The organism is Pelotomaculum sp. FP (genome assembly GCF_004369245.1).
Lineage (GTDB): Bacteria > Bacillota > Desulfotomaculia > Desulfotomaculales > Pelotomaculaceae > Pelotomaculum_C > Pelotomaculum_C schinkii.
The window spans coordinates 26,189-50,343 of record NZ_QFGB01000030.1 but is presented as its reverse complement, the minus strand read 5'-3'; the positions used below and the strand labels follow the sequence as shown (position 1 = coordinate 50,343).

21 protein-coding genes are annotated in these 24,155 nt (G+C 50.4%); 7 read left to right on the top strand and 14 right to left on the bottom strand.

Features of this window, described 5'->3' with window-relative positions:
- Positions 1 to 333: 333 nt before the first annotated feature.
- From dnaJ to Psfp_RS12670, 11 genes are all read right to left on the bottom strand, one after another.
- Positions 334 to 1,464 carry a molecular chaperone DnaJ gene (gene dnaJ, locus Psfp_RS12720; protein ID WP_134218918.1) on the bottom strand — a complete coding sequence of 377 codons (1,131 nt, stop codon included), beginning with the start codon at positions 1,462 to 1,464 and terminating at the stop codon, positions 334 to 336.
- Positions 1,465 to 1,595: 131 nt separating this feature from the next.
- Entirely contained in the window at positions 1,596 to 3,437 is a 1,842-nt protein-coding gene (gene dnaK / locus Psfp_RS12715) for a molecular chaperone DnaK (RefSeq protein WP_134218917.1), read from the bottom strand.
- A 34-nt stretch (positions 3,438 to 3,471) separates the two neighbouring features.
- Positions 3,472 to 4,086 (bottom strand): nucleotide exchange factor GrpE, encoded by a 615-nt coding sequence (gene grpE, locus Psfp_RS12710; RefSeq protein WP_134218916.1) that lies wholly within the window; start codon positions 4,084 to 4,086, stop codon positions 3,472 to 3,474.
- 8 nt (positions 4,087 to 4,094) lie between these two features.
- Positions 4,095 to 5,666: a TCP-1/cpn60 chaperonin family protein gene (locus Psfp_RS12705; protein WP_134218915.1), complete on the bottom strand. Its 1,572-nt coding sequence runs from the start codon at positions 5,664 to 5,666 to the stop codon at positions 4,095 to 4,097.
- A 13-nt stretch (positions 5,667 to 5,679) separates the two neighbouring features.
- Entirely contained in the window at positions 5,680 to 6,726 is a 1,047-nt protein-coding gene (hrcA, locus tag Psfp_RS12700; RefSeq protein WP_134218914.1) for a heat-inducible transcriptional repressor HrcA, read from the bottom strand.
- Positions 6,727 to 6,884: 158 nt separating this feature from the next.
- A complete protein-coding gene (hemW, locus tag Psfp_RS12695) occupies positions 6,885 to 8,021 on the bottom strand; it encodes a radical SAM family heme chaperone HemW (RefSeq protein WP_134218913.1) in 1,137 nt (378 codons plus the stop codon).
- A gap of 110 nt (positions 8,022 to 8,131) precedes the next feature.
- Entirely contained in the window at positions 8,132 to 8,350 is a 219-nt protein-coding gene (locus Psfp_RS12690; RefSeq protein ID WP_134218912.1) for a hypothetical protein, read from the bottom strand.
- Between the two features lie 384 nt (positions 8,351 to 8,734).
- On the bottom strand, positions 8,735 to 10,543 hold the full coding sequence (gene lepA / locus Psfp_RS12685) for a translation elongation factor 4 (protein WP_134218911.1): 1,809 nt from the start codon (positions 10,541 to 10,543) through the stop codon (positions 8,735 to 8,737).
- A 71-nt stretch (positions 10,544 to 10,614) separates the two neighbouring features.
- Positions 10,615 to 11,034 (bottom strand): hypothetical protein, encoded by a 420-nt coding sequence (locus Psfp_RS12680; RefSeq protein WP_134218910.1) that lies wholly within the window; start codon positions 11,032 to 11,034, stop codon positions 10,615 to 10,617.
- A 335-nt stretch (positions 11,035 to 11,369) separates the two neighbouring features.
- Positions 11,370 to 12,407, bottom strand: coding sequence for a stage II sporulation protein P (gene spoIIP, locus Psfp_RS12675; protein WP_134218909.1), 1,038 nt, complete (start codon positions 12,405 to 12,407; stop codon positions 11,370 to 11,372).
- A 72-nt stretch (positions 12,408 to 12,479) separates the two neighbouring features.
- Positions 12,480 to 12,818: a phage holin family protein gene (locus tag Psfp_RS12670; RefSeq protein ID WP_134218908.1), complete on the bottom strand. Its 339-nt coding sequence runs from the start codon at positions 12,816 to 12,818 to the stop codon at positions 12,480 to 12,482.
- A 125-nt stretch (positions 12,819 to 12,943) separates the two neighbouring features.
- Between Psfp_RS12670 and rpsT the strand changes: the two genes are divergently transcribed.
- A complete protein-coding gene (gene rpsT / locus Psfp_RS12665) occupies positions 12,944 to 13,210 on the top strand; it encodes a 30S ribosomal protein S20 (RefSeq protein WP_134218907.1) in 267 nt (88 codons plus the stop codon).
- A gap of 54 nt (positions 13,211 to 13,264) precedes the next feature.
- Here the strand turns inward: rpsT and Psfp_RS12660 are convergent, their stop codons facing one another.
- The 3 genes from Psfp_RS12660 to Psfp_RS12650 all read right to left on the bottom strand — a co-directional run bounded on the left by Psfp_RS12660 (position 13,265) and on the right by Psfp_RS12650 (position 16,149).
- Positions 13,265 to 14,608 carry a purine/pyrimidine permease gene (locus Psfp_RS12660; protein WP_134218906.1) on the bottom strand — a complete coding sequence of 448 codons (1,344 nt, stop codon included), beginning with the start codon at positions 14,606 to 14,608 and terminating at the stop codon, positions 13,265 to 13,267.
- A gap of 169 nt (positions 14,609 to 14,777) precedes the next feature.
- Positions 14,778 to 15,851 carry a DNA polymerase III subunit delta gene (holA, locus tag Psfp_RS12655; RefSeq protein WP_134218905.1) on the bottom strand — a complete coding sequence of 358 codons (1,074 nt, stop codon included), beginning with the start codon at positions 15,849 to 15,851 and terminating at the stop codon, positions 14,778 to 14,780.
- A complete protein-coding gene (locus Psfp_RS12650; protein WP_134218904.1) occupies positions 15,844 to 16,149 on the bottom strand; it encodes an MTH1187 family thiamine-binding protein in 306 nt (101 codons plus the stop codon). The genes holA and Psfp_RS12650 overlap by 8 nt, the downstream gene beginning before the upstream one ends.
- A gap of 309 nt (positions 16,150 to 16,458) precedes the next feature.
- On the opposite strand from Psfp_RS12650, the gene Psfp_RS12645 reads away from it, so the two are divergent.
- The 6 genes from Psfp_RS12645 (at position 16,459) to cheB (ending at position 24,123) form a co-directional block, all read left to right on the top strand.
- Positions 16,459 to 16,902 (top strand): chemotaxis protein CheW, encoded by a 444-nt coding sequence (locus Psfp_RS12645; RefSeq protein WP_134218903.1) that lies wholly within the window; start codon positions 16,459 to 16,461, stop codon positions 16,900 to 16,902.
- The gene (locus tag Psfp_RS12640; protein WP_192895419.1) at positions 16,874 to 18,427 is read left to right on the top strand and encodes a protein-glutamate O-methyltransferase CheR; all 1,554 of its coding nucleotides are present in this window, start codon (positions 16,874 to 16,876) and stop codon (positions 18,425 to 18,427) included. Before Psfp_RS12645 ends, Psfp_RS12640 begins: the two co-directional genes overlap by 29 nt.
- A 121-nt stretch (positions 18,428 to 18,548) precedes the next feature.
- On the top strand, positions 18,549 to 18,983 hold the full coding sequence (locus tag Psfp_RS12635; protein WP_205079566.1) for a chemotaxis protein CheW: 435 nt from the start codon (positions 18,549 to 18,551) through the stop codon (positions 18,981 to 18,983).
- Positions 18,984 to 19,020: 37 nt separating this feature from the next.
- The gene (locus tag Psfp_RS12630) at positions 19,021 to 20,649 is read left to right on the top strand and encodes a methyl-accepting chemotaxis protein (protein ID WP_134218900.1); all 1,629 of its coding nucleotides are present in this window, start codon (positions 19,021 to 19,023) and stop codon (positions 20,647 to 20,649) included.
- Between the two features lie 21 nt (positions 20,650 to 20,670).
- Positions 20,671 to 23,061, top strand: a complete 2,391-nt coding sequence (locus tag Psfp_RS12625) for a response regulator (protein WP_134218899.1) — start codon at positions 20,671 to 20,673, stop codon at positions 23,059 to 23,061.
- Between the two features lie 15 nt (positions 23,062 to 23,076).
- Positions 23,077 to 24,123 (top strand): chemotaxis-specific protein-glutamate methyltransferase CheB, encoded by a 1,047-nt coding sequence (gene cheB, locus Psfp_RS12620; protein ID WP_134218898.1) that lies wholly within the window; start codon positions 23,077 to 23,079, stop codon positions 24,121 to 24,123.
- Positions 24,124 to 24,155 lie beyond the last annotated feature (32 nt).

Here is a 24,155-nt window from a genome sequence, read left to right as displayed (position 1 = left end):
AGGCGGGGTTGTTATCGAGGATCCCGCCTGTTCCCATCTCTTGAAAAATATCAGCAACCAATTCCACCCCTTCGGGTGGAACCTGTACAGCCACTTCCAACCAATCCAACGTGCATCACCTATTCTGTGTCAGGCGTAGGGCGTAAGGCGTTGGACGTAAATTATACTGCATTCCTTCCAGGTCTTTTATACACCTGAGCCGACGTCAAAAGAAACAGATTCTTTTTTACGCCTTACGCCTTGCGACCTGCGACATCAATTAAACTAAGAAAATCTGAAACCACATGAGTATCTTTATTTGAAAGAATTCACACCATCAACTACCCCATACAACTACCCCATAAACGCGTCTCTCATTTTTCCAAAGAAGCCTTTGTCGGCGCCTGTTGCAGCTTGCGGGTTGTCTGCGCCCAATCGGGCAAATTCCCTCAATAATTCTTTTTGCTTCTCGGTCAGCTTGCCTGGCGTCACCACTTTGACCAGCACATGCTGGTCACCGCGTCCATAGCCGTTGACGTGCGGAACGCCCTTGCCCTTAATCCGGAAAACAGTGCCCGACTGGGTTCCCTCCGGTATTTTAAGCCTTTCATTCCCTTCCAGGGTAGGGACCTCCAACTCGTCGCCCAGGGCTGCCTGGGTAAAAGAAACAGGGACTTCGCAGATCAGGTCATCGCCTTCCCGCTTGAAAACACGATGGGGCTTGACATGGATGTAGACATAGAGGTCACCGGGCGGCCCGCCCTTTGCCCCGGCTTCACCTTCACCGGACAGACGCAGCCGCGATCCGTTATCCACCCCGGGCGGCACCTTGACTTTGATGCTCCGGGTCTTGCGGACCTGGCCCTCTCCACGGCAGGTCGGGCATGGCTTGTCAACAATCTTGCCGGTGCCGCGGCAGCGGTCACAGGTACGGGACTGGACAATACGTCCAAAAGGAGTACTCTGGGTAAACTGCATCTGTCCGGTGCCGGCGCAGGCCAGGCAGGTCTTGGGCTTACTGCCGGGGGCCGCGCCATTTCCACCGCAGGTGCCGCAGGTCTCGGTGCGGGGCACCTTGATTTCACGCTCGAGCCCGAAGGCAGCCTCTTTCAAGTTCAGCTCCAGGTCAGCCCTGATGTCGTTGCCCCTTTCGGGGCCGCTACGCCGCCTGCCGCCGCCACCACCGAAGAACATCTCAAAAATGTCCCCGAGACCGCCAAAATCACCAAAGCCCTCAAAACCACCAAAGCCCTGTCCGTCAGCCCCGGCATGGCCAAAACGGTCATAGCCGGCCCTTTTTTCCGGGTCGCTTAAAACAACATAGGCCTCACTGATTTCCTTGAATTTGGCCTCGGCTTCTTCCTTATTACCGGGATTGGCATCGGGGTGATGCTGGCGCGCCAGCTTGCGGTATGCTTTTTTAATCTCATCCGCAGACGCATTTTTGGATACGCCCAGGACCTCGTAATAATCTCGTTTTGCCATCTGCACCACCTCTTCTAACTACAACAAAGGAAAGGGGAACCGTAATTCCCCTTAACAAAGGTTACTTTCGGGTTTATTAGTTTGAAATGCAAATCCATTCTACCATAAATGAGACAATATTTTTAGGGGGTTTATTTATCCTCTTTTACTTCGAAGTCAGCGTCAACAACATTATCTTTAGGCTCCTGGGCGGCTGTGCCTTCCTGACCTCCACCGGCTGCGCCGTCACCCCCCGGCTGTCCGGTTTTTTGATACATGGCCGAGGTCAGTTCGTACAGCGGCCCGGTCAGCGCTTCCAGCTTAGCCTTGATGTCATCAATATTATTGCCTTTAAGCGCTTCTTTGAGGTCATCGGCAGCCTTCTGCAGCTTTTCAATAGAAGCCGCGTCGGCCTTATCCTTGAAGTCCTTGATGGATTTTTCCGCCTGGTAAACCATGCTGTCGGCCTGGTTGCGGGTATCGATCTCTTCCTTGCGCCTGGCATCCTCGGCGGCATGTATTTCTGCCTCTTTGACCATATTATTGATTTCCTGGTCGTTGAGTTTGGTAGAAGCAGTGATGGTCATGCTTTGTTCCTTGCCGGTGCCCATGTCCTTGGCCGAGACATTGACGATACCGTTGACGTCGATGTCAAATTTGACCTCAATTTGCGGCACTCCCCTGGGAGCGGGTGGAATACCGGTCAGGGTAAAGCGACCCAGCGTCTTGTTGTCCGCAGCCATCGAGCGCTCGCCCTGCAGCACGTGGATTTCCACAGTGGTCTGGCCATCCGCGGCAGTGGAAAAGATCTGGCTTTTTGAGGTTGGAATGGTGGTGTTGCGCTCAATCAACCTGGTAGAAACACCACCCAGGGTCTCAATGCCCAGGGACAGCGGAGTCACATCAAGCAACAGCACATCTTTAACCTCACCGGCCAGGACCCCGGCCTGGATCGCCGCGCCAACGGCAACACACTCGTCCGGGTTGATGCCCTTGTGCGCTTCCTTGCCCAGGAACTTACGGATGGCTTCCTGGACGGCGGGAATCCTGGTTGAGCCGCCAACCAGCAAGATTTTGTGGATATCCTTGGGCTGCAGCCCGGCGTCTGAAAGAGCCTGGCGGGTCGGCCCCATGGTCTTTTCAACCAGGTCTGCCGTCATTTCCTCAAACTTGGCTCTGGAAAGAGTTATGTCTAAGTGCTTCGGCCCGCTGGCGTCCGCAGAGATAAACGGCAGGTTGATATTGCTGGTGGCTACCCCGGAAAGCTCTATCTTTGCTTTTTCGGCAGCTTCCTTGAGGCGCTGCATGGCCATTCTGTCGTTGCGCAGATCAATCCCTGTATCTTTTTTAAACTCGGCCGCAAGGTAGTCGATTACCCTCTGGTCAAAGTCATCTCCACCAAGGCGGTTGTTGCCGCTGGTAGCTTTAACTTCAAAGACTCCGTCTCCCAGTTCAAGGATAGATACATCGAAGGTGCCGCCGCCCAGGTCGAAAACCAAAATAGTCTGTTCGTCTTCCTTATCCAGCCCGTAGGCCAGGGCTGCCGCGGTAGGCTCATTGATAATACGCAAAACTTCCAAGCCCGCTATTTTACCGGCGTCCTTGGTGGCCTGGCGTTGTGAGTCACTGAAATAGGCCGGCACCGTGATAACCGCCTTATCCACCTTTCCACCCAGGTAGGCTTCCGCGTCGGCCTTAAGTTTCTGCAAAATCATAGCGGATATTTCTTGTGGCGTGTAATTCTTGCCGTCAATATTTTCTTTATGATCGGTGCCCATGTAGCGTTTAATCGAACTGATAGTGCGATCCGGGTTGCTGACAGCCTGCCTTTTAGCTACCTGCCCGACCAGCCTTTCACCGGTTTTTGAAAATCCCACTACGGAAGGGGTGGTCCTGGCGCCTTCCGCGTTGGGAATAACAACCGCTTCGCCGCCTTCCATTACAGCAACGCAGGAGTTGGTGGTACCCAGGTCTATTCCGATAACCTTAGACATTGTATTCTACCTCCTAGAATCTGTTTCCAAATTATTATAAAGCTACAGCAACTTTAACCATGGACGGCCGGATTACTTTTTCTCTCAGGGAATAACCCCGGCGGAACTCTTCAACAACTGTATTGGCAGGGTGCTCACCGGAATCGTCCTGGGCCACCGCCTCGTGCCTGGTAGGATCAAAAGGCTCCCCAACTGCCTGGATGGGGGTGACACCTTCGGTTGCCAGCACATCCAACAGCTGCTTATAAATCATCTCCACCCCAGCTTTAAAGCCCTCTATCGAGTCACCCTCCGCCGCCAAAGCCAGACCGAAGTTGTCAAGCACCGGCAGGAGAGCGACCACCAGCTGCTCAGAGGCATATTTATAGTAATCATCCTTTTCCTGCCTGGTGCGACGCCGAAAATTTTCAAAGTCGGCCTGCAAACGAAGCAGCCGGTCATAATAATCTTGTGCCCGTGTCGTCTGTTCGGCCAATAACCTTTGCAGTTCGGCCGGATCACTGCCCTCAGCAGGAACCCCTTCCGCTTCCTGGGGCCCGTTATCCTCTACCGCGCTTGTTGTGAGATTTTTCTCCATAACACTTTGCTCTTTTCCCTCGTCGGAAATTTCCTGAACATCTTTCTCTTTCTTTTCATCTTTTACCAACATTGTTCACCTCACAGACCAGATAAGCTGGAATCTTTTGGCTTTAAGTCTTCTTCCCGTTTCTTAATTATAGTATCGATTCTTAAGATTGCTTCGGCTACCTCACCGGCGGCCTTAAGCGCGTATATTTTTACTTCGGCCGGATCGACAATACCCATTTCCAGCATGTCGGCTACCTGCCCGCTGTCACAGTCGACGGCCAGAGAATTTTTTCCTGTTTCAACTTGTGCGGCAATCACATCCCCCAGTTTTTCCAGGGGATTGAAACCAGCATTGGCGATAATCTGGGACATAGGACGCTTGAGCGCCTCCACCACACAGTCCACCCCGTACGCAGCCATGCCGCGGATACCTTCCCGCACTTTTTCCACCTCGCGGGCTACCGCAAGTTCCAGCGAGCCGCCGCCAGGCACCACCCCGCCCCTGACCGCCGACTGCACGGAGGCAGACGCATCCTTGGCGATACGCTCACGCTCGCCAACCACCTCGGAAGTAGCGGCGCCTACCAGCACAGTGGCCATCGGCTTGCCTCTTCCTCCCTGGACCCAGACCTGTTCAAGTTTTTCGTCGTTATAGACCCGGTCTGCGAATCCAAGGTATTTTAGGAGTTCCTCTGTAGTTCTTTTCAGCCCGGTCCGCTTGATCATCCTGGCTCCCGTATGTTCGGCGGCCTTACGCAGTTCCTTGTTGGCCACCCGCTGGACCACCATAACGCCTGCATCCGTTAAAATCTCCTCAGCCGCATCGTTTACGCCGCGGTCGGCCAGTACCAGTTCCACTCCCAGGCTGGTAATTTTTTGGACGTTTTCCTTGAATTCGGCCTGCAGCTGCAGGTAACGCGCAAACCCGGACTCGGTCCCGAGGGCTTCGTCATCAATTTCCTCCGGCTCCAAGGCGTCGTCGATAATCAAGACCTTGACCTCACCCAGTTCCCCGGGCATCTGGCGGTTCATCCGCTCCTTATTAATAATTACGCCCATGAAAACCTGGTTTAAAGCGCCCTCTTCAGCTACAACAGTATCTGAAAACTTAAAAGAACTGTCCTTTAGCTTCTCCTCCCCAATCAACACCGCAGCCTGCTTCACCAGGTCGGCAATGTCCTCGTGGCCGCGGCCCGAAACGAGCGCCACCTGGCGCACAAACTGGTCATGCAGCCCGTTGATCTGTTGAGCCTGACTCTCCATCACTGCCAGCGCCTTCTTTAGCCCCACGCGCATCCCCTCAATGACTCGCGCGACAGGGACTCCCTTTATAACCTGCTCCACTCCGAAGCCGACCAGGGCGCCGGCCATCACCGTAGCCGTGGTTGTCCCGTCGCCGACTTCCTCCTGCTGTGCCTTGGCTATGTTGATGAGCATTCTGGCAGCAGGGTGGTTGGCCTCCATCAAGGTCAGGATGGTAACCCCGTCGTTGGTAATCACGACCTCGCCGAATTTATCAACCAGCATCGTGTCCAGTCCTTTGGGACCCAAAGTCCCCTCGACGGCGCTGGTTATAGCCCGGATGGCGTTGGAATTGGTCAGCAAAGCGGCCAGTCTCTCGTCCACCTCGGCCCCTTGAGTCGCTTCCTTTTTCAAGCTCAAATACGGTACCCCCTCACTTTCCCATGCCCTTCATCATGCGCTCCAGAGCTTGTGAAAGGTTCTTCGTCATAAAATCAACTACACTGATTACTTTGGCATACTCCATCCTGGTCGGCCCCAGCACTCCCATGGAGCCCATCTTCCGGCCCGCTACCGAGTAGGCGGCTGTGACCATGCTGCACTCCTTGATTTTCTTGTTCTTTATCTCACCGCCAATGCGCACGGTAACGCCCACATCCTGCTCCTCACCGGTCATTAACCCGTAAAGAAGCTTTTCTTGCTCCAGGATGCTGAGCAGGGTTTTAACCTTTTCCACGTTGTGGAATTCTGGTTGGTTTAACATATTAAATACCCCACCCAGGTAAATTTTATCCTCGGATTTCATGGTTAGACTGTCCTCTAACAGCTCCATGGCAAGGTCGAGAATATGTTTGTGCCTGGCCAGTTCAAAATAAATTTCCTTTACCAAAGTAAGCTTGATGTTTTCATTGGTAAGGCCCCGCAGCTTGGCGTTTAAAATCCGGGATATGGTTTCCATGTCATCAGTGCTGATGCTTTCAGGAATATCAATCAATCTGTGGTGCAGAGTTCCGTTGTCCATTACCACCACAACCATGGCCTGGGTAGGGTTCATCGAAACCAGCTGGATATGCTTAAACCGGCTGGTACCAATGCTTGGGGTAAGCACCATGGCGGTATAATGGGTGAGTTGTGAGAGAAGTTGGCCCGTTTTCTGTATAACCTGGCCGATATCTTTCACCTTGATGTCAAACTCACTGCGAATTAGATCTTCCTCTTCCGCTGATAAGTCGTGCTTTTGCATCAAATAGTCCACGTAGTAGCGGTAGCCCTGCTCGGAGGGCACTCGCCCCGCGGAAGTATGAGGTTGTTCAATATAACCCTGCTCTTCTAAATCAGCCATTTCGTTACGAATGGTGGCAGGGCTGACGCCAAGCCTGAACTTTTTAGCTATGGTGCGGGAACCAACGGGTTCAGCGGTAGCAATATAATCGTGAACGATGGCCAGAAGCACCTTTTGCTTGCGGTCATCCATTTTCATGCATTACCCCCCCCTTTTGTTAGCACTCTAACCTACTGAGTGCTAAAAACCCGCTAAATAAAAAATAGCACCAACTCCATCCACTTGTCAAGGAATATAGCGTAAAAGCATTCAATAATTCATATAACCCGGTCGTTTAACACGCCTTCCCGCTGAAATCACACAAATTCCAGGAATACCCGGTTGGCCAGGGGAAGCCCCCTTTCGGTCAGCCTTAAATAATCCCCGTCAATCTCAGTAAGCCCGTCCTTTGTAAGCCTCTTAATTTCAGACCGGTAGACATCCTCCAAGCGCCGGCCAAAACGCTGCCGGAAGGCCGCGAGGCTAACCCCCTGCAAAAGCCTCAAACCCAGGAACATGGTCTCCGACATTTCAGTTTCCACGGTAAGGGTTTCCCTGTCAGCAACCCTGAGTTCTCCCCGCCGGAGCCTGGACCGGTACTTTTCCGGCTCGCGTTCGTTGGCAAAACGTTCCCCCCGGAAACAGGAGTGCGCAGCCGGTCCCAGCCCCAGGAAGGGCAGGTTTAGCCAGTAAACCAGGTTGTGAACACACTCGCGCCCGGGCCTGGCAAAATTGGAGATTTCGTAGTGATGATAACCGCTCTTTTTTAGTGAAATTATGGCGGTGTGGTACATGGATAGTTCCAGTTCTTCCGGACAAGCCCTCATATCACCAATGGCAACTGAACGCTCCAGAGGAGTTCCCTCCTCCAGTTGCAAGCCGTAAGCTGCAACATGCTCCGGTTCAAAAGCTACTGTCCGGTCGAGCGTTTCCTGCCAAACCGCGAGGGTCTGGCCCGGTATACCGTAAATCAAATCGATATTAATGTTGTCAAAACCCGCCTGCCTGGCCAGCCGCACCGCGGCGCCCGCCTGCGCGGCGTTGTGGACACGGCCAAGCGTCTTTAGTAAACCGTCTGCCAGGGACTGCACCCCGATACTGAGGCGGTTTACCCCTGTCCGCCTTAATTCGTAAAGACCTCCGGCATCAATAGTACCCGGATTGGCCTCAACCGTAATCTCACAATCCGGTGTCAGGCGAAAAATTGACCTTATACATCCAAGGATCTCCCTCAGGTCTCCCATGGGCAAGCAGGTGGGCGTGCCACCCCCGATAAAAAGGCTGGCTGTTTCTTTCTCAACTTCGTCCAGGAAAGATCCGTATAGCTGGATTTCTCTGATCAGAGCTGCCAAGTAGTCCTTTGCCGCTGTCCGGCTGTAGGGGTAAGAGATGAAATCGCAGTAACGACACTTTTTAAGGCAAAAAGGCACATGAATATACAGACCTATTGCCATGCTCCGCCCCCTTACCGTGAAAATAAAGCCCGGCTTACTAAGAAGCCGCCCAAAAGAATGTGGGTGAGCATTTCGTATGCAACAAAAGTGAAATAACCCGGTTTTTCCAATCAGGCCAGATTCTTCAGCGCATCTAACAACGAGCGCTTTTTCACATCGTCCTGAAGCCGGACTTTAACCTCCTGCCACACCTCACCGCACCTGTCGGTGTTGCTCTTGCCAACTATCGACCTTATGGCCAAATCTATTTGCTTGCGCTCTTCCTTAGTTTTTGGCTCAATACCCAGTTCACCCAGAACCGGCTTCAGATGTCGAAGGTAGCAGCTCATAAAATGATTCCTCCCTAGTTACGGTAGTTAAAGGCAGCTAAGTTTGAATAAATTCGCACCGCGCACTGTAGTAAATGTCGTAGGGCGTAAGGCGTAGGGCGTAAAAATTGGACGTGAGACGTGGGTTTGCATGGTATTCTCAAGGGTTTAAAAGGCCCAAGAGAAAAGCATGATAATATGTGCATTGTATATTAAGGTTTTATTCGCGTCAGATTGTTTTATGCGGGTGCGGTTTCAATCGCCCTTGCACTGTGAAGCAGTCTAAGGGAATTTTGCTGTATTTCTTTGGGGAATTTGTGCCAATGAATTTGCACCCGCATTTTTGGTAATACTTCTCTGCGCTTGTGTTGATGTAGCTTAGAGTGAAAAAGGAATTTTTCCATATTACTTGTCTCCCACACTTAAGACGGCCATGAAGGCTTCTTGCGGGATTTCTACGCTGCCCACCTGCTTCATCCGCTTTTTCCCTTCTTTTTGCTTTTCCAGCAGCTTGCGCTTGCGGGTGATGTCACCACCGTAGCATTTGGCCAGCACATCCTTACGTACCGCCTTTACCGTCTCCCTGGCAATGATCCTGCTGCCGATTGAAGCCTGAATCGGTATTTCAAAGAGCTGGCGGGGGATTAGACCACGCAGTTTTTCAACAAAGCTACGCCCCCGGTGATAGGCTTTGTCCCGGTGCACGATAATCGAAAGAGCGTCCAGGACTTCCCCGGCAATCATAATATCAAGCTTGACCAGATCAGACTGTTTATAGCCGGCCAACTCGTAGTCAAGGGAAGCATACCCCCTGGAGCGAGACTTCAACTGGTCAAAAAAATCATAGATAATTTCGCTGAGCGGCAGATCGTAGGTAAGCATCACCCGGCTGATGCTGATATATTCCATGTTGACAAAGATCCCGCGCCGCTCCTGGCACAGTTCCATCACCGGACCGACATAATCTTTAGGCGCCATGATTAAGGCCCTGACAAAGGGCTCTTCAATAAAAACAAGATTGCCAATCGGCGGGAGCTTGCTGGGATTTTCTATTTCAACCACGGTATCAGCCGTGGTGGTCACCCGGTACACGACGTTGGGAGCCGTTGTAATTAGACTTAAGTTATACTCACGCTCGAGCCGCTCCTGCACAATTTCCATGTGCAGTAAACCCAGAAAACCGCAACGGAAGCCAAAACCAAGCGCCTCCGAGGTTTCGGGTTCATAAATCAGAGAGGCATCGTTAAGCCTGAGTTTTTCCAGGGCATCTCTCAAATTTTCATAGTCAACGGTATCAACCGGATAGAGGCCGCAATAGACCATCGGTGTAACCTTGCGGTAGCCCGGTAAAGATACCGGGGCCGGGCGTTTAGCGTCGGTCACAGTGTCTCCCACCTGGCAGTCCTTGACGTTTTTAATGCTTGCGGCGATAAAACCAACTTCGCCCGAACGCAACTCACCAATGGAGACAGGCGCCGGCCTAAATATACCGACCTCGTTGACCTCAAATTCCTTGCCGGTGGCTACCATCTTAACCTGCGTCCCGTTTGCAACCGTACCGTCAACAACTCTCACATAGGCTATGACGCCCTTATAGGGGTCATAGTGCGAATCAAAGATAAGCGCCCGCAAGGGCGCCTGCTCCTGACCACCGGGCGGCGGGATCTTGGTCACAATCTGTTCCAGGATTTCTTCAATTCCGATACCGCTTTTGGCCGAAGCCATGATGGCCTCCGAGGTGTCCAAGCCGATGATGTCCTCAATTTCCTGTTTGACCCTTTCCGGCTCGGCGCTGGGTAAGTCGATTTTATTGATTACTGTTATTATTTCGAGGTTGTGCTCAAGCGCCAGGTAGACGTTGGCCAAAGTCTGCGCTTCTATCCCCTGGGCGGCGTCAACTACCAGCAGCGCTCCCTCGCAAGCAGCCAGACTGCGCGACACCTCGTAGGAGAAATCTACATGGCCCGGAGTGTCAATCAGGTTCAGTTGATATTCATGACCATCTCCGGCCTTGTATTTAAGGCGTACGGCCTGCATTTTAATCGTAATGCCACGCTCGCGCTCCAGGTCCATCTTGTCCAGCACTTGCTCAGTCATTTCACGGCTGCTCAAGGCGCCGGTATACTCCAGAAGCCTGTCCGCCAGGGTTGATTTGCCATGGTCGATATGAGCAATAATACAAAAATTACGGATTCTATCCTTCTCCCACTCCATTTTGGGGTGTTCCTCCTTGCTTCCTAAAACAACTATATAATTATAACACCCCAATACAAGCGTATCAATTCCTAACGCCCGTCACCCCTGCACCTTTGCAGCTGCTCCTTCAAGGGAATCTGCACGCCTGTCTCAAAAGTGTTCAGAAGCTGTGCAAATTTGCTTTCCAGGGCCAAGTCCTTAATCCTGGCGTCCCAAGCCTGCATGGCTACCCTACCCCCCCTCTCCAGAGCCTGGTATGCGTTCTCCATGAGGACTTGACGGCTTTGCGTCTCCCACTTGTTCCACAGCTCAAGATCCGGCATTGGCAGTTGGGCTTTTTCCCCCAGGAATTCAATCCGGCAAATCCCCTTTTCACCTGCATTGAAGCTGAAAGCAGCGATACGAGCCGGGTAAACCATCAAGTTAAACTGCCCCAGAACAACGATAAAGCCGAGCAGCACAGCAACCATACATACAGCTGTACCCGCCAGATATTTAAACCCATTCACAAGTCTGCTCCCGCAATAGTGTCACTTTTAATTTACAGATACTTATTCCTTCCTTAATATTATGGGTAAAAAAGACCGGCAACTATACGCTGTTTGGGATAGTATGGTTAGCGTCGCAGGGCGTAAGGCGTAGGCCGTAGCTTATCCTGATTTTCTATTGGTCGTTGTTAAACCCTTGAGAATATCACGCAGACCCACGTCTAACGACTAACGTCTCACGTCCCCCGTCAAATTTTACGCCTTACGACCTACGCCCTACGCCCAACCCAAAATGCTTTACCTTAAAAGAAATAGCTACATCACACCAGTACAATGCTCAGAACAAAAAAACTTTTTCACTGTTGTCTTATTATTGCGGCCAGCGCGGCGGCCATGAGCCTGACCGAGCGGGCCGCCTCTTCAGTCGAGTTTTTGGTTGTTCCCACCTCAACCAGCAAGGCCTGGGGGTGGAGGGATTGATTATAGATACCATCTTTCACTCTTACCCCCAGCGAGAGGCCAGGGTACATACTATTAATTTTGTCGGAAAGCTCCTGGGCAAAGGCATGGTTCTGACGCCAGTTGGGGAAAGAGCGCCGGGCGTCCGAGCCTACAATAAAGAGAAGGGTGGCTACTTCCTGCCCGTTGATATTGACTATACTTTGTTCCCTTGTTTTACCGGAGTCACGGTGAATATCCAGGATTACCATGGTTTTGGGGTTAGCGGCCAAAAGCTCCCGCGCCGTTTTTTCCGATTCCAGGTAGGAAGTGTTATAGTCAGCGTCGTTGATTCGCTCCGACCTGGCAGTTTTAATCCCGTACTTGCTTTCCAATTCCTCCTGGAGTGCAGCCGCAACCGTCACCACACCACCCTTCCGGCCATCAAGCCGTTCCACCCCGTCGGTTAGACTGTAAGTTTCACCGGTATGTGTGTTGTAAATAGCTACCAGACAATCGTCAGAAAGGACCGCAGCAGTCCCGGGCGGCTGGGCCGGGACTGCTGTGACCTTCACGGCAGGAGTTTCAAGGCGCGCCAGGAGCGGTATCTCTGACTGCATGACACCGGCCGGGTTACGCAGGTTAGCCCTGGATACAGCCCCCACCCCATCCAAAATGATTTGCCAGGCTGTCAGGTCGCCGGTGTCACCTTCAAAATCGCTTCTATTGAGGACCGGCATGCCTATTTCCATTATTCTTATGGCATCCCACTCATAGAAATTCTCCGTCCAATCCGAAGCTATTTTGAAAACATGGGAGAATGCGGGACAGGCAGGTAAATGGGGAAATATCTTTATGGAAAAGAACAAAATAAAAACACCTGAGACGACAGCGATAAGCTGACGCATGGCAGCTAATAACATACCCCTTTGGCGAAAGGCGGGAGCAGGGTACAATAAAAACCCCTCCTTACCAGGCTTGTTCCTAAATCTTTATGCCCGGCAGGAAGGGTTTATGAGGAATTTCCGTCAGCGCAGGACGGTTGGCACAAAAGCATCAATGAGTCCGATAACAAATGCCGATATCAGCGCTCCTACAAGCGATACGCTGAGCAGGCTGGGAATTATGAACTGGGCCAGGTAAATCACCACCGCGGCGGCAATGAACCCAACCAGCCCCCTGCTCTGCGGTGATACGCGATCACCCAGCAGAGCTTCCGCAACGTACCCCAACACGGCAATCACAAGGGCGGCAATAAGCGCGCCTACCAGGCCTCCCCTCAAAACGAAGCCTGGTGAAAGCCAGCTGACAACAATAAGAACGAGTGCTGAAACTACAAAACGGATAACCAGTCCTAGCCATTGCATAAGTATCACCTCCTGTCTTTTGATCTAGAAATAGCTTTCACCAAAAAAGGTAAGTATATACTGCTGGCCCTTGCATTTTTTTTTTGCACATGGTAAAATTGTTGCCGTTGGGAGGTGAGAATAACATGCCGAACATAAAATCAGCTGTCAAAAGGGTTGAGATTACCCGGTTACGGACATTACGCAACGCCAGGATTAAATCGGCGCTGAAAACCACCATTAGGAAATTTGAAGAGGCCCTGAAAACGGCCGACCGCGAGGACGCCAGTCTCAAGCTGCGCAATGCGGTGCGGGTACTGGATAAGGCCGTGACCAAAGGCATTTTACATAAAAATGCAGCGTCCCGGAAGAAATCCCGCCTGACCAGGCGGTTCAACAAGATTACGGGCTAAACCACCAAAACCACCCGAAAGACAAGGGGGTGGTTTTTTTGTTGCTTTAGCCTGTTAAGTAAAGTACCGCTTCGGCAGAAGCACATGCTCCAGCAGCATACACAACAGCATCCCGGCAATGAAGCCGTTGCCTAAAATGTAGCGGACCAGGGCCGGCGCCCCCTCGAAAGCCCCGGTAGGGAGAAACATTAAGCCGGTCCCAAAAAGCAGCGGCAGACCAACCACAAAATAATCTCGGGACGTGAGTTTCATCCTGGCATAATCTTTTAAACCAAAACCAACCATCTGGCAGAAGGAAGCCAGCAAGGCCGAATACCCTACCGGCTCGGGGATCGAAGCCAGAAAAACACCGACCGGCGGCAGGAGGCCCATAACCAGCAAAGCAGCCGTAAATATAATGAAAGGAAGGCGCGAGGCCACTTTGGTCAGGCTGACCATCCCCGCCCCCGCCGAGTAGGGAACGAACCCAACCGTTGCCCCCAGCCCGGACAGGATATCGGAAAAGCCGGTCAGGGCGACTCCACGGTCATAACTGCGTTTAGGCAGCTCAGTCTCCAGTACCCGCTCCATAGCCAGGATGCTCGCCACCAGATTGGAAAGGACCAGGAGTCCCGTCAGAACACAGGTCAGAACGATGCCAAGGTCAAAAGTGGGGCGCCCCCAGGCAAAGATTTGCGGTAGGGCTACCATAGAACCATATCCCCATGCAACCCCGTGACTGACTCCGGCCAGCGCCGCCAAAATCCAACCGCCGGCGATACCGGCCAGGATGGCGATGCTGCCGAGAAAACCCTTTGCTTTCAGGCTGAACCCAACAACAATGACCACCACAACAAGTGAGATGATACTGGACTTCAAATCGACCTGGCCGTGGCTTGTAGTAATACCCAGCATGCCCCTTACGAAAGTGCCGCTAAGCTGCAGCCCCAGCAAAACCAGCACTGACCCGGTAACAGCAGGCGTGAAAAGCTTCAAAGCACGGCCGATGAGCCCGCTGAGACCAATTACAACCAGGATCAGCCCTGTTATGATGACACCAAATTCCAGATCTGTGCGCAAGACAGCCATGGGCTTACCCAGGCCGGGGGCCATAGCGGCAAGGGTGATAAAAATACCCCACCACATCCCGGAAGGTCCTTCAATAATAGGCAACCTGTGGCCAAAAGAGACCTGGAGAACAGATGCCAGGGCCTGCAAAAAAAAGGTCCGTTGCGCCAGTGAGGCAATACCGGCCTGGTCCAGACCCAGGGCATTACCGACTACAACCGGTACCACGGCTGAATTGGCCAGAGTGAAGATGAGCCACTGCGCGGCATAAGCCAGGGTACGGTTCAGCGGTGGACGTTCATCCAGTCCGTACAAAAGGTTTTCGCTCCGCTGTGGTACACTGTCTGCCATTTTGAATATCTCCCAAATAAACTTGAATTGAAAAAATTAATATTAAAATAGCTTGCTTAATCACACCGCATTAAAAAACTGACTCAAAGAGTTATCTTGATGTGGTGTACAGCATGTTGCAAAGGAACGGCTTTCTGGTCCGTACACACTATACTGACTCCACTCGCAGTCAACCGCTCTTTCTCCTGCCACTGAGGGTGAGCAGGAAGGTCTCCATGGCCGGGTAAAACTCCATTTTTCCCGTCTTTACCCCCACATCCAGCTCCGAAAGCGCTGCCAGGGCGCCGGTTAAGAGGGGTTTGCTGAAATTCCTGCTCTGGGCCGCCGCCTTCTGGGCTGCAAAGGGGTGAATTTTAAGCCTCTCAGGAATCTCCCTGGCCGGGCAACCCCTTTCGTTCAAATCACGTACCATTAACAGAATGCGAAACTGCCTGGCAATCATCGAAAGTATCTTGAGCGGAGGCTCCTTTGCCGCCAGCATATCCTTAATGCCAGCCAGAGCTTCCCGGCAGCGCCTGTTTCCTACCGCGTCCACCACCGCAAAGATATTTTCCTCCACTCTGGGCGGGCACAACAGGTGTACTTCCTCTGTTGTGATAGCATCACGCCCGGCCGTGTAATGAATCAGTTTTTCAATTTCCAAGGAAAGCGCCTGCAGGGATGGGCCGGCTGCGTTCAACAAGGCGTTTACCGCCCCCGGTGCAAACCTCCTGCCCCCCTGTCCCGCCCGCTTGGTCACCCAGCGGCTCAAGTCCCCAGGGCTAAGATAGACAAATTCCATTTCGCGGCCGTATTTTTTAATGGCCTGAAAGAGCCGTTTTCTTTTATCAACATTCTCCCCCGTGCTAAAAACCAGGCAGGTTGAAGGAGATGGATCTTTAATATACTGCAGCAGCGGCGTTTCCCGACCGGATGGCTTGGGGCCTTCCCCCTCACCAGTTTCTTCCCGCCGCTTGGAGGCCTTGAAGAAGGAAGGGTTTTTAACCACAACCAACCGCCTGGCAGCAAAAAAAGGGAGTGTTTCAGCCCGGGCAGCAACTTCCGACGGGTCCGTCGCCTCTCCCTCAATCAGGTCAACATCCAGGCCAGCCTGGCCGCCCTGTTCGAAATGTTCCTTTAAACGCGCCAGAGCAAGATCGCGAAGATAGGTTTCCTGACCGTAAAACAGGTAAACCGGCGCAACAACCCCCCGTTTCAGGCTGGCGTCAAACTCCATAAACGGGTTCACCGCGCCCCTAGACATGAAGCCTGGCCTCCACTGCCGCAACCTTTCCGGACATGGTCAGCTTTTTATCCCTCCGGTCATCGATGCGTACGGTAGTTACGACCCTTACCGCGCCTTTTAAAAAGGGCTGTTCGTGCATTTCCCGGACCAGTTCCAGAACAAGCCCCAGTTCACCCTCAATGATGGTGGACATGGGCGTCAGTTGGTAGGAAATCCCTTTCGCCTCCTGCAGCACTTTCACACATCCCGCCACATACTCACTCAAGCCGGCAGACTGTGTGCCGACAGGCACCACAGTAACATCAACGACTGCCACTCACACCCACTCCCGCAACATTTTCTTTCCATTATATTAAATATACACAGGCCTTACAACCAGCCTGGAATTGGCGGTATGAGAAAAGCATATTTGTCATTTATTTAATTTAGTCTCTTCTGTAACAATTCTCTGGAGTTAATAAGTTATCTTAATTTCCCTATGCCCTATTGTTTGGCTTTCCAAAAAAGAAAACTTTGCCAGCCAATAGAGGATTTTGTCATAAATTGCTGGAATTATACTATATTTGTCTGCTACAATTTTTTATGATCTTTTTTTAGGAAAATTCTTAAGTTGAAGGATTGAGTGATGGACAAGCCGGAAAGCTACGTGGTTTTTACAATTGACAACCAGGGTTATGCTTTAAACCTTAATGTTGTTGAAAGAGCTGTTTGTGCTGCTGAAGTAACACCTTTGCCGGGAGCTCCCGATATGGTACTTGGTGTTGTTAATATACACGGGCGTTTAATTACCGTTATCAATACACGCAAACGCTTTAACCTGCCTGTAAGGGAATTAGACCCGAAAGATAAGTTTGTAATCTTATCAGATTCAAAACGAATCGCTGCTATAGTCGTAGACGACGTAACCGGTATTATAGAAACCGCCGCGGGGGACGTGCTCCTTGCCAAAGATGTTTTTCCAGACATTGAAAATGTGGAAGGCATAATCAAGCTGGCAGACAGCATCATCTATTGGCTAAACCATGATAACATCCTTTCTTATGACAAAGGACGTGACCAACATTCCTGACAATCTTCCTTTTTCGCAGCTTAATGATTACCTGTCAATAAACCTTGGCTTGCATTTTCCCAAGGAACGCCGGCACGACCTGAAACGGGGACTCGCCGCCGCCGGTATTGAGCTCGGTTTTGATAATACGTTAACATTCACCCGCTGGCTGATAACCACACCAGCGACAAGAAAAAAAGTTGAAGTTTTGGCAAGCCACCTTACCGTGGGCGAAACGTACTTTTTCAGGGATGAAAACTGTTTCCGAACCCTGGAAGAACATATCCTTGAAACTTTACGGCAATCTCCACCGCCGGAAGGAAAGCGTTTAAAAATCTGGAGCGCGGGCTGCAGTACAGGAGAGGAACCCTATTCCATCGCTATCCTGCTCAGCAAATTCAGTCATTTCATGAAAGACTGGAACGTCACAATTCTGGCCACAGACATCAACCCGCTGTCTCTCAGAAAAGCCGTCCACGGACTGTACGGCGAGTGGTCATTCAGGGGAACTCCAGAGTGGGTCAAACAAAAATATTTCATAAAAAAAGAAAGCGGCCTTTTCGAAATACAGCCTTCCGTTAAACAAATGGTTGATTTTTCCTACCTGAACCTGGTAGAAGATAGTTATCCATCATATATTAACAACACCTGCGAGGTTGATGTAATTCTGTGCCGCAACGTACTCATGTATTTTGGAGCCGCTAGAAGAAATCTCGTGGTTCAACGGCTGCACAGTTGTCTTGCGGAGGGCGGTTGGCTGGCCGTAAGTCCAAGTGAAATGTCACCGGATCTGTTTTCACAGTTTAGCACGGTTAACCCGTCAGGTACGGTTGTATACAAGAAAGACCGGCATCAGTCCACCTCACCGGTTTGCCGGGCAACCGGCGGTATTTCACTTGACCCGGCGGCTTTTATAAAACATGGTCTCACCAATACAAACAAAGGGCAGGAAGCCGGTTTAACAGCACAGTCGTCTGCAAACCATAAAAGTCCCCAATTAGAGGAACAGGTTTTTGAAGATGCAGACCGCTTATTCAAAACAGCGTTTGCTATGTTTGAGCGCTGCCGTTATACAGATGCCGCCGAAAAATTAGCCGTTGCTTTATCCTCAATTTCCGCAGGCGAAACGTCTTATGTGGAAAAGTCCTTGGCCCTCATGGCCCGGGCCAACGCCAATCTTGGAAAACTCCATGACGCCAAAGATTGGTGTGAGAGAGCAATTGCCTTTAATAAGCTTGACCCCTCCCTTCACTACCTGCTGGCAACTATTTTACAGGAGCAAAACCAACTTGAGGAAGCTATCTCCGCTTTGAACAGAACGCTTTACCTGGACCGGGATTATTTGCTGGCACACTATGCGCTTGGCAATATTAAAAGGCAGATTGGGAAACTGGAGGAATCAGACAAGCATTTTGACCATGCTTTAATAATTCTGGGCTCTTATGCTCCAGGCGATCTATTGCCGAATTCAGACGGCATGACCGCCGGAAGACTTTCGGAAATGATCATTTCCATGAAGTCCGGAAGCTTGCACGCACTTGCCTGAAACGCTAAAAGGCTAAGGGGGGGTTAAGATAATTTCAAAAGAGGAAAAGAAAACAATTCTCAAAGCAAGAGCAAAAGAGCTTGCCCGGAAGGAAGAAACCGGCGCCATAAATTTAGCGCAGGTGGAAGTTGTTGAGTTTTTGCTGGCTCACGAAAACTATGCTGTGGAGTCCAGGTATGTTCAAGAGATCAGCCCGTTGAAAGAACTTACGGCATTGCCGGGCACGCCGCCGTTTATTCTTGGGATTATCAACTTTCGAGGTCATATCCTGACAGTCATTGACCTGAGGTATTTTTTCAACCTGCCGCAAAAGGGTCTTACCGGCCTGAACAAGGTTATTATAGTACAGGCGTCAGAGACAAAAATCGGTATCCTGGCAGATACAATTCATGGTATCAAATCTATTCCTGTTAACGAACTCCAACCGCCGCTTCCCGCCATGACCGGTATTAGGGGTGAATATATCAAAGGCCTAACCGGCGAGCGGCTGGCTGTTCTGGATCTGGAAAAGCTCCTGTCGGATAAACGGATAATAGTACACGAAGAAGTAGATTAGGGTTGCAGGATTTTTAATAAAACAGGAGGAGCAATCTGTGAAATGGTTTTTTAACGCAAAAATAGGCGCAAAGATTATGACCGGCTATGTATTTGTAGGCATTATTGCTATAGTAACATGCTATATAGGTTTACAAAGTATAAATAAAATTAGCAGGATGAACCAGGAGCTATACGAGGTCAATACGCTCTCTCAGATATACATAGATGATGCAATAGACAAATTCAATGAAACCAGTATTTTTTTGGCTGTCAGTCTTATAGATGGGGACAAAAAAACCGGTGATATTAATTTGGCTGATATCAGCAAAAATGATGAAAAAATCAATGAAATATTGATAAATCTTGAAAATATAAACAATAACGAGGATATTAAACGGGAGATTGCACAAATTAAAACAGCAACAGCTAATCTGAAACTGTTAAATGATAACCTTGTTGACCTTATACTGGCAGGCCGGATGAACGAAGCACGGTCCACGTTTTTCAGCAACACTCCCTATGCGACTAGAATAATTGAAATGTTAAGGCATACGCATGACCTTGTTGAAACCCAGGCTAAACAGAAAGCTGAGGCGAACCTGGCTGAGGGAAAACAAGCTGCAATAGCGATGTTTTTCATGCTGGTTATAGGCCTAACCCTGTCTCTGGGGCTGGGCATCCTGATCACCCGCCGGATTACACGTCCCTTAAAAACTGCGGTGATGATTGCAGACCAAATCTCCATGCGTGATCTCAAAGTCGAAGTTCCAATAAACTATGGGCGTGACGAGGCGGGCTTGATGATCCAGGCTTTTCTTAAAATGGCGGAAAATTTACGGGGTGAAATCAAGCAAATTTTCGGCGGAGTGGATGTGCTGGTATCTTCCGCCAGTGAAATATCCGCTTCTACCATACAGTTTACGGCCAGCGCCACAGAAACAGCCGCAGCCGTGAGTGAAACAACTACTACTATTGAAGAACTTAGACAGACTGCGAAGTTATCCACACAGAAGGCAAATTATATCTCTGAAGTTACCCATAAGGCGGTGCAAGCTTCCCAAGAGGGTCAAAAAAAAGTGGAGCAAACACTCGAAGAAATGTACCGGATACGCCAGCAGATGGAGTCTATCGCCGAAAGTGTCGTGAGACAAAGCGAGCAAAGCCAAGCTATTGGAGAAATTATATCCTCCGTGGACGATATAGCTGAACAGTCAAACCTTCTGGCTGTTAACGCATCCATCGAAGCAGCAAAGGCCGGCGAAGAAGGAAAAGGGTTTGCCGTAGTGGCGCAAGAAATCAAAAGCCTCGCCAAGCAGTCCAAACGGGCCACGGCTCAGGTGCGAACAATCTTAAACGATATTCAAAAAGCCACCAGTTCTGCTGTTATGGCCACGGAACAGGGTAGTAAAATGGTTGAATTGGGAGTGACGCAGTCCACCGGGGCAGGCGAGTCGATCAAGGAGATGGCCCGCAGCATTTATGAAGCGTTACAAGCGGTGACCCAGATTGCAGCATCCGCCCAGCAGCAGTTTGCCGGCACGGAGCAAACCGCCATGGCGATGGAAAACATCCGCCTGGCAAGCAATCAGAACGTTGAAGGATCAAGGAAAATAGAAACAGCGGCAAGAAATTTGGACGATTTGGGTAAAAATCTCAGGCAGTTGGCGGAGCGTTACAGCGTCTAAAGGTATAAAGGGAGCAGCGAGATGGGGAAAAAAGATGAGGATTTGCTGATCAGGCTTCGGACGATGTTCAAAGTTGAAGCGGGTGAACGACTCAAGGCAATTACCTCAGGGCTTATGGAACTGGAGAAAGAACTTTCTTCCGACACGCAGGCAAAGATAATTGAGACTGTTTTTCGTGAAGCGCACAGTTTAAAAGGCGCTGCAAGGGCTGTCAACATGCAGGAAATAGAGACGGTCTGCCAGTCACTTGAGGGCGCCCTGGCACGTTTGAAGCATGGAAAAATAATGCTTTCATCCAATCTTTTAAACATTTTTCACCAAGCTGTCGACACTGTGGGCATGCTGCTTTTTTCGCCCGATAAAAATCCCGGTGAAGCTGAGGTATTGCTAAAGCAGCTTGAATCGCTTGAAAGCTGTAAAGATGTAAGCAGTACTGGATATCAGTCTTGCACTTCGTCAGAAATAAAGGAGGGACACAAGCCCCAAACCGACCCGGCAGGCTGCCCGCAAGTGAAAACCTGCCATGAAATTCCGGCAGAAGATACGCCCGGAAAAATGAACAGCAGCGGGAGTGTAAAGGGCATCTCGGGGAAGAGCATGGCGCCTGTGCAAGAAATCCCGCCTTCTACGGAAACAGTAAGAATTGCGACGTCTAAACTTGATTCGCTCTTACTGCAAATTGAGGAATTGCTTTCGGTAAAGCTTGCAGCAAAACAAAGCGCGGAGAATTTATTGGATTTTAAGGCCGGTATCGACCTGTGGGAAAGAGAAGGAGCAAAAATTCAACCGGAACTACTGCTGCTCAGAAAGTACCTGGAAAATGCGGGGAAACCCATAGAAATGAAGCAGGCGGGTTTGCTCTTGGCCAAAGTGCTTGATTTCATCGACTGGAATTATGCTTTTGCAAAATCACTTCAGAACAAGTTTAACGAGCAGGTAAAAACTGCCGAAGCCGACCGGCTGACTCTTGACGGCAAGGTAAACACGCTCCTTGAAGACATGAAGAAGGCGCTAATGCTTCCCTTCTCAACTGTCCTGGAGACATACCCCAAAATGGTCCGCGACCTCACTTCCAGAGAGGGCAAAGAAGTGGACTTGCAGTTGCATGGTAAAGAGGTCGAGATAGACAAACGAATTCTCGAAGAGATCAAAGACCCGCTGATCCACTTGGTGCGCAATTGTGTCGACCACGGAATTGAGAAGCCGGATATACGGGAGCTAAGCCAAAAGCCGCGTCGCGGTAGAATAACGATAGCCGTTACGCAAGTTGAAGGGACCAAAGTCGAAATAGCCGTTACAGATGACGGCGCCGGTATTCATGTTGAAAAGGTAATAGAAGCTGCCGTCAAACGAGGCGTCATAACCCACAAACAGGCAGAAAACATTGGCGTGCAAGAGTCCCTGGCGCTTATCTTCAAATCGGAAGTTTCCACCAACCAGATTGTCACGGAAATCTCCGGCAGGGGGCTCGGCCTTGCTATTGCCCAGGAAAAAGTTAACAAGCTGCGCGGCAGCATGTCTGTGGAAACCAGTCCCGGGAACGGCACATCAATACGGATACTTCTTCCCGTTACCCTTACGGCCTTGAGAGGTATCATGATCAGGGCAGCCGGACAAATATTTGCATTACCCACCTCAGATGTGGAACGGGTGGTAAGGACGCGGCGAGATCAGATTAAGACGGTCGAAAACATGAAAACTGTCTTAGTTGACGGCAGAGTCATCTCCCTGGTAGGGCTTAGTGATGTCCTTGGACTGGACGGGGAAAACAATGAAGATGAAAAATCTGATTACATCAGGCTTTTGATTCTTTGTTACGCAGGGAAGAGTATTGCCTTTCAGGTCGACGAAATACTCAGGGAACAGGAAATCCTATTAAAAAGTCTTGGCAAGCCGCTTTTGCGGGTGCGCAACATTGCCGGCGCCACGATACTTGGCTCGGGCAAAGTGATCCCTGTACTGAATGTCAGCGATTTGATAAAATCCGCAGTAAATATCAATGCCAAAACAAGCGCCATGACCGTATCAACACAGGAAAACAAGCCAAAAAAACGTTCTGTTCTGGTTGTTGAAGACTCAATCACCGCAAGGGTACTTTTAAAAAATATTCTTGAATCCTCAGGGTACAGGGTGAAAACTGCTGTTGACGGAATTGACGCTTATACCAACTTAAGAACCGGTCAATTTGATTTGGTCGTATCGGATATCGAAATGCCTAGAATGAATGGGTTTGATTTAACGGCAAAAATCCGGTCGGATGATCAGTTATCTCATCTGCCCGTTGTGCTGGTAACTGGTCTGGAATCCCGCGAGGACAGGGAGCGGGGCATTGATGTAGGAGCCAACGCATACATTGCCAAAAGCAGTTTCGATCACAGCAACCTGCTGGAAACCATCCAAAAGATTATTTAATTAGCGGAGTATAAAATGATTAAAGTCCTGGTAGTTGATGACTCTCCCGTAGTACAGGCCTTGCTGATACATATTCTCAGCTCGGATCCGGAAATAAACATAGCCGGCGCCGCAAACAACGGTGAAGAGGCGCTTTATTACGTAAAAACTTATAAGCCGGATGTCGTTACCATGGATATGCACATGCCAAAAATGAATGGTTTTGAAGCCACAAGGAAGATCATGGAGACTCATCCTGTCCCTATTATTATTTTAAGCGCCAGTTGGGATCACGTGGATGTTGAACAGACATTCCAGGCTCTCGGAGCCGGAGCGGTCGCTGTTTTGGAAAAGCCTGCAGGGACTACACACCCTGATTTTGATCATATGGCCAGGGTACTGATCCAGACAGTAAAGTCGATGTCCGAAGTGAAGGTTGTTAGAAGATGGGCCAGGTTCCGGCCGGCAAGCTTAGCCGCAACACATCCTCCTGTTGTTTTTGAAAAAAATCCAGCGGAAATCAATTGCGTTGCTGTTGGCGCTTCTACCGGCGGACCAATGGCGCTTCAAACACTACTAGCCGGGATTACCAGCGATTTTCCAGCTCCATTATTAGTTGTCCAACATATCACAAAGGGCTTTCTTCAGGGCATGGTAGAATGGTTGGCTAATTCCACAGGACTTTCTGTCAGTATTGCAACACAGGGTACCTACCCGCTTCCGGGGCATGTGTATTTTGCCCCTGACAGTTCTCATCTGGGAGTCGATAACACCGGGCGTATTTTTTTGAGCAAGAAAGAACCGGAACATGGCCTGCGACCGGCCGTGTCCTATCTTTTCCGCTCGGTTGCAGAGGTTTTCGGACCAAACGCTGCCGGTGTGCTGCTTTCCGGGATGGGTAAAGACGGCGCGGTTGAACTGAGGTTAATGAAAGAAAACGGAGCTGCAACCATCGTCCAGGACAAGGAAAGCTCCGTTGTACACGGCATGCCGGGTGAAGCTGTCAAAATAGGCGCCGCTTCATATATTCTCCCGCCAGACGAGATCGCCTCAACCCTGTTGAGGCTGGCAGGTAAAAAGTAAAACACTAGTTAGGGTTTACCCTAAATCATGGC

Coding starts and splice junctions, on each gene's coding strand:
- dnaJ (WP_134218918.1), bottom strand. CDS start 1,464: ATGGCAAAACGAGATTATTACGAGGTCCTGGGCGTATCCAAAAATGCG.
- dnaK (WP_134218917.1), bottom strand. CDS start 3,437: ATGTCTAAGGTTATCGGAATAGACCTGGGTACCACCAACTCCTGCGTT.
- grpE (WP_134218916.1), bottom strand. CDS start 4,086: ATGTTGGTAAAAGATGAAAAGAAAGAGAAAGATGTTCAGGAAATTTCC.
- hrcA (WP_134218914.1), bottom strand. CDS start 6,726: ATGAAAATGGATGACCGCAAGCAAAAGGTGCTTCTGGCCATCGTTCAC.
- hemW (WP_134218913.1), bottom strand. CDS start 8,021: ATGGCAATAGGTCTGTATATTCATGTGCCTTTTTGCCTTAAAAAGTGT.
- Psfp_RS12690 (WP_134218912.1), bottom strand. CDS start 8,350: ATGAGCTGCTACCTTCGACATCTGAAGCCGGTTCTGGGTGAACTGGGT.
- lepA (WP_134218911.1), bottom strand. CDS start 10,543: ATGGAGTGGGAGAAGGATAGAATCCGTAATTTTTGTATTATTGCTCAT.
- Psfp_RS12670 (WP_134218908.1), bottom strand. CDS start 12,818: ATGCAATGGCTAGGACTGGTTATCCGTTTTGTAGTTTCAGCACTCGTT.
- rpsT (WP_134218907.1), top strand. CDS start 12,944: ATGCCGAACATAAAATCAGCTGTCAAAAGGGTTGAGATTACCCGGTTA.
- Psfp_RS12660 (WP_134218906.1), bottom strand. CDS start 14,608: ATGGCAGACAGTGTACCACAGCGGAGCGAAAACCTTTTGTACGGACTG.
- holA (WP_134218905.1), bottom strand. CDS start 15,851: ATGTCTAGGGGCGCGGTGAACCCGTTTATGGAGTTTGACGCCAGCCTG.
- Psfp_RS12645 (WP_134218903.1), top strand. CDS start 16,459: ATGGACAAGCCGGAAAGCTACGTGGTTTTTACAATTGACAACCAGGGT.
- Psfp_RS12640 (WP_192895419.1), top strand. CDS start 16,874: ATGACAAAGGACGTGACCAACATTCCTGACAATCTTCCTTTTTCGCAG.
- Psfp_RS12625 (WP_134218899.1), top strand. CDS start 20,671: ATGGGGAAAAAAGATGAGGATTTGCTGATCAGGCTTCGGACGATGTTC.
- cheB (WP_134218898.1), top strand. CDS start 23,077: ATGATTAAAGTCCTGGTAGTTGATGACTCTCCCGTAGTACAGGCCTTG.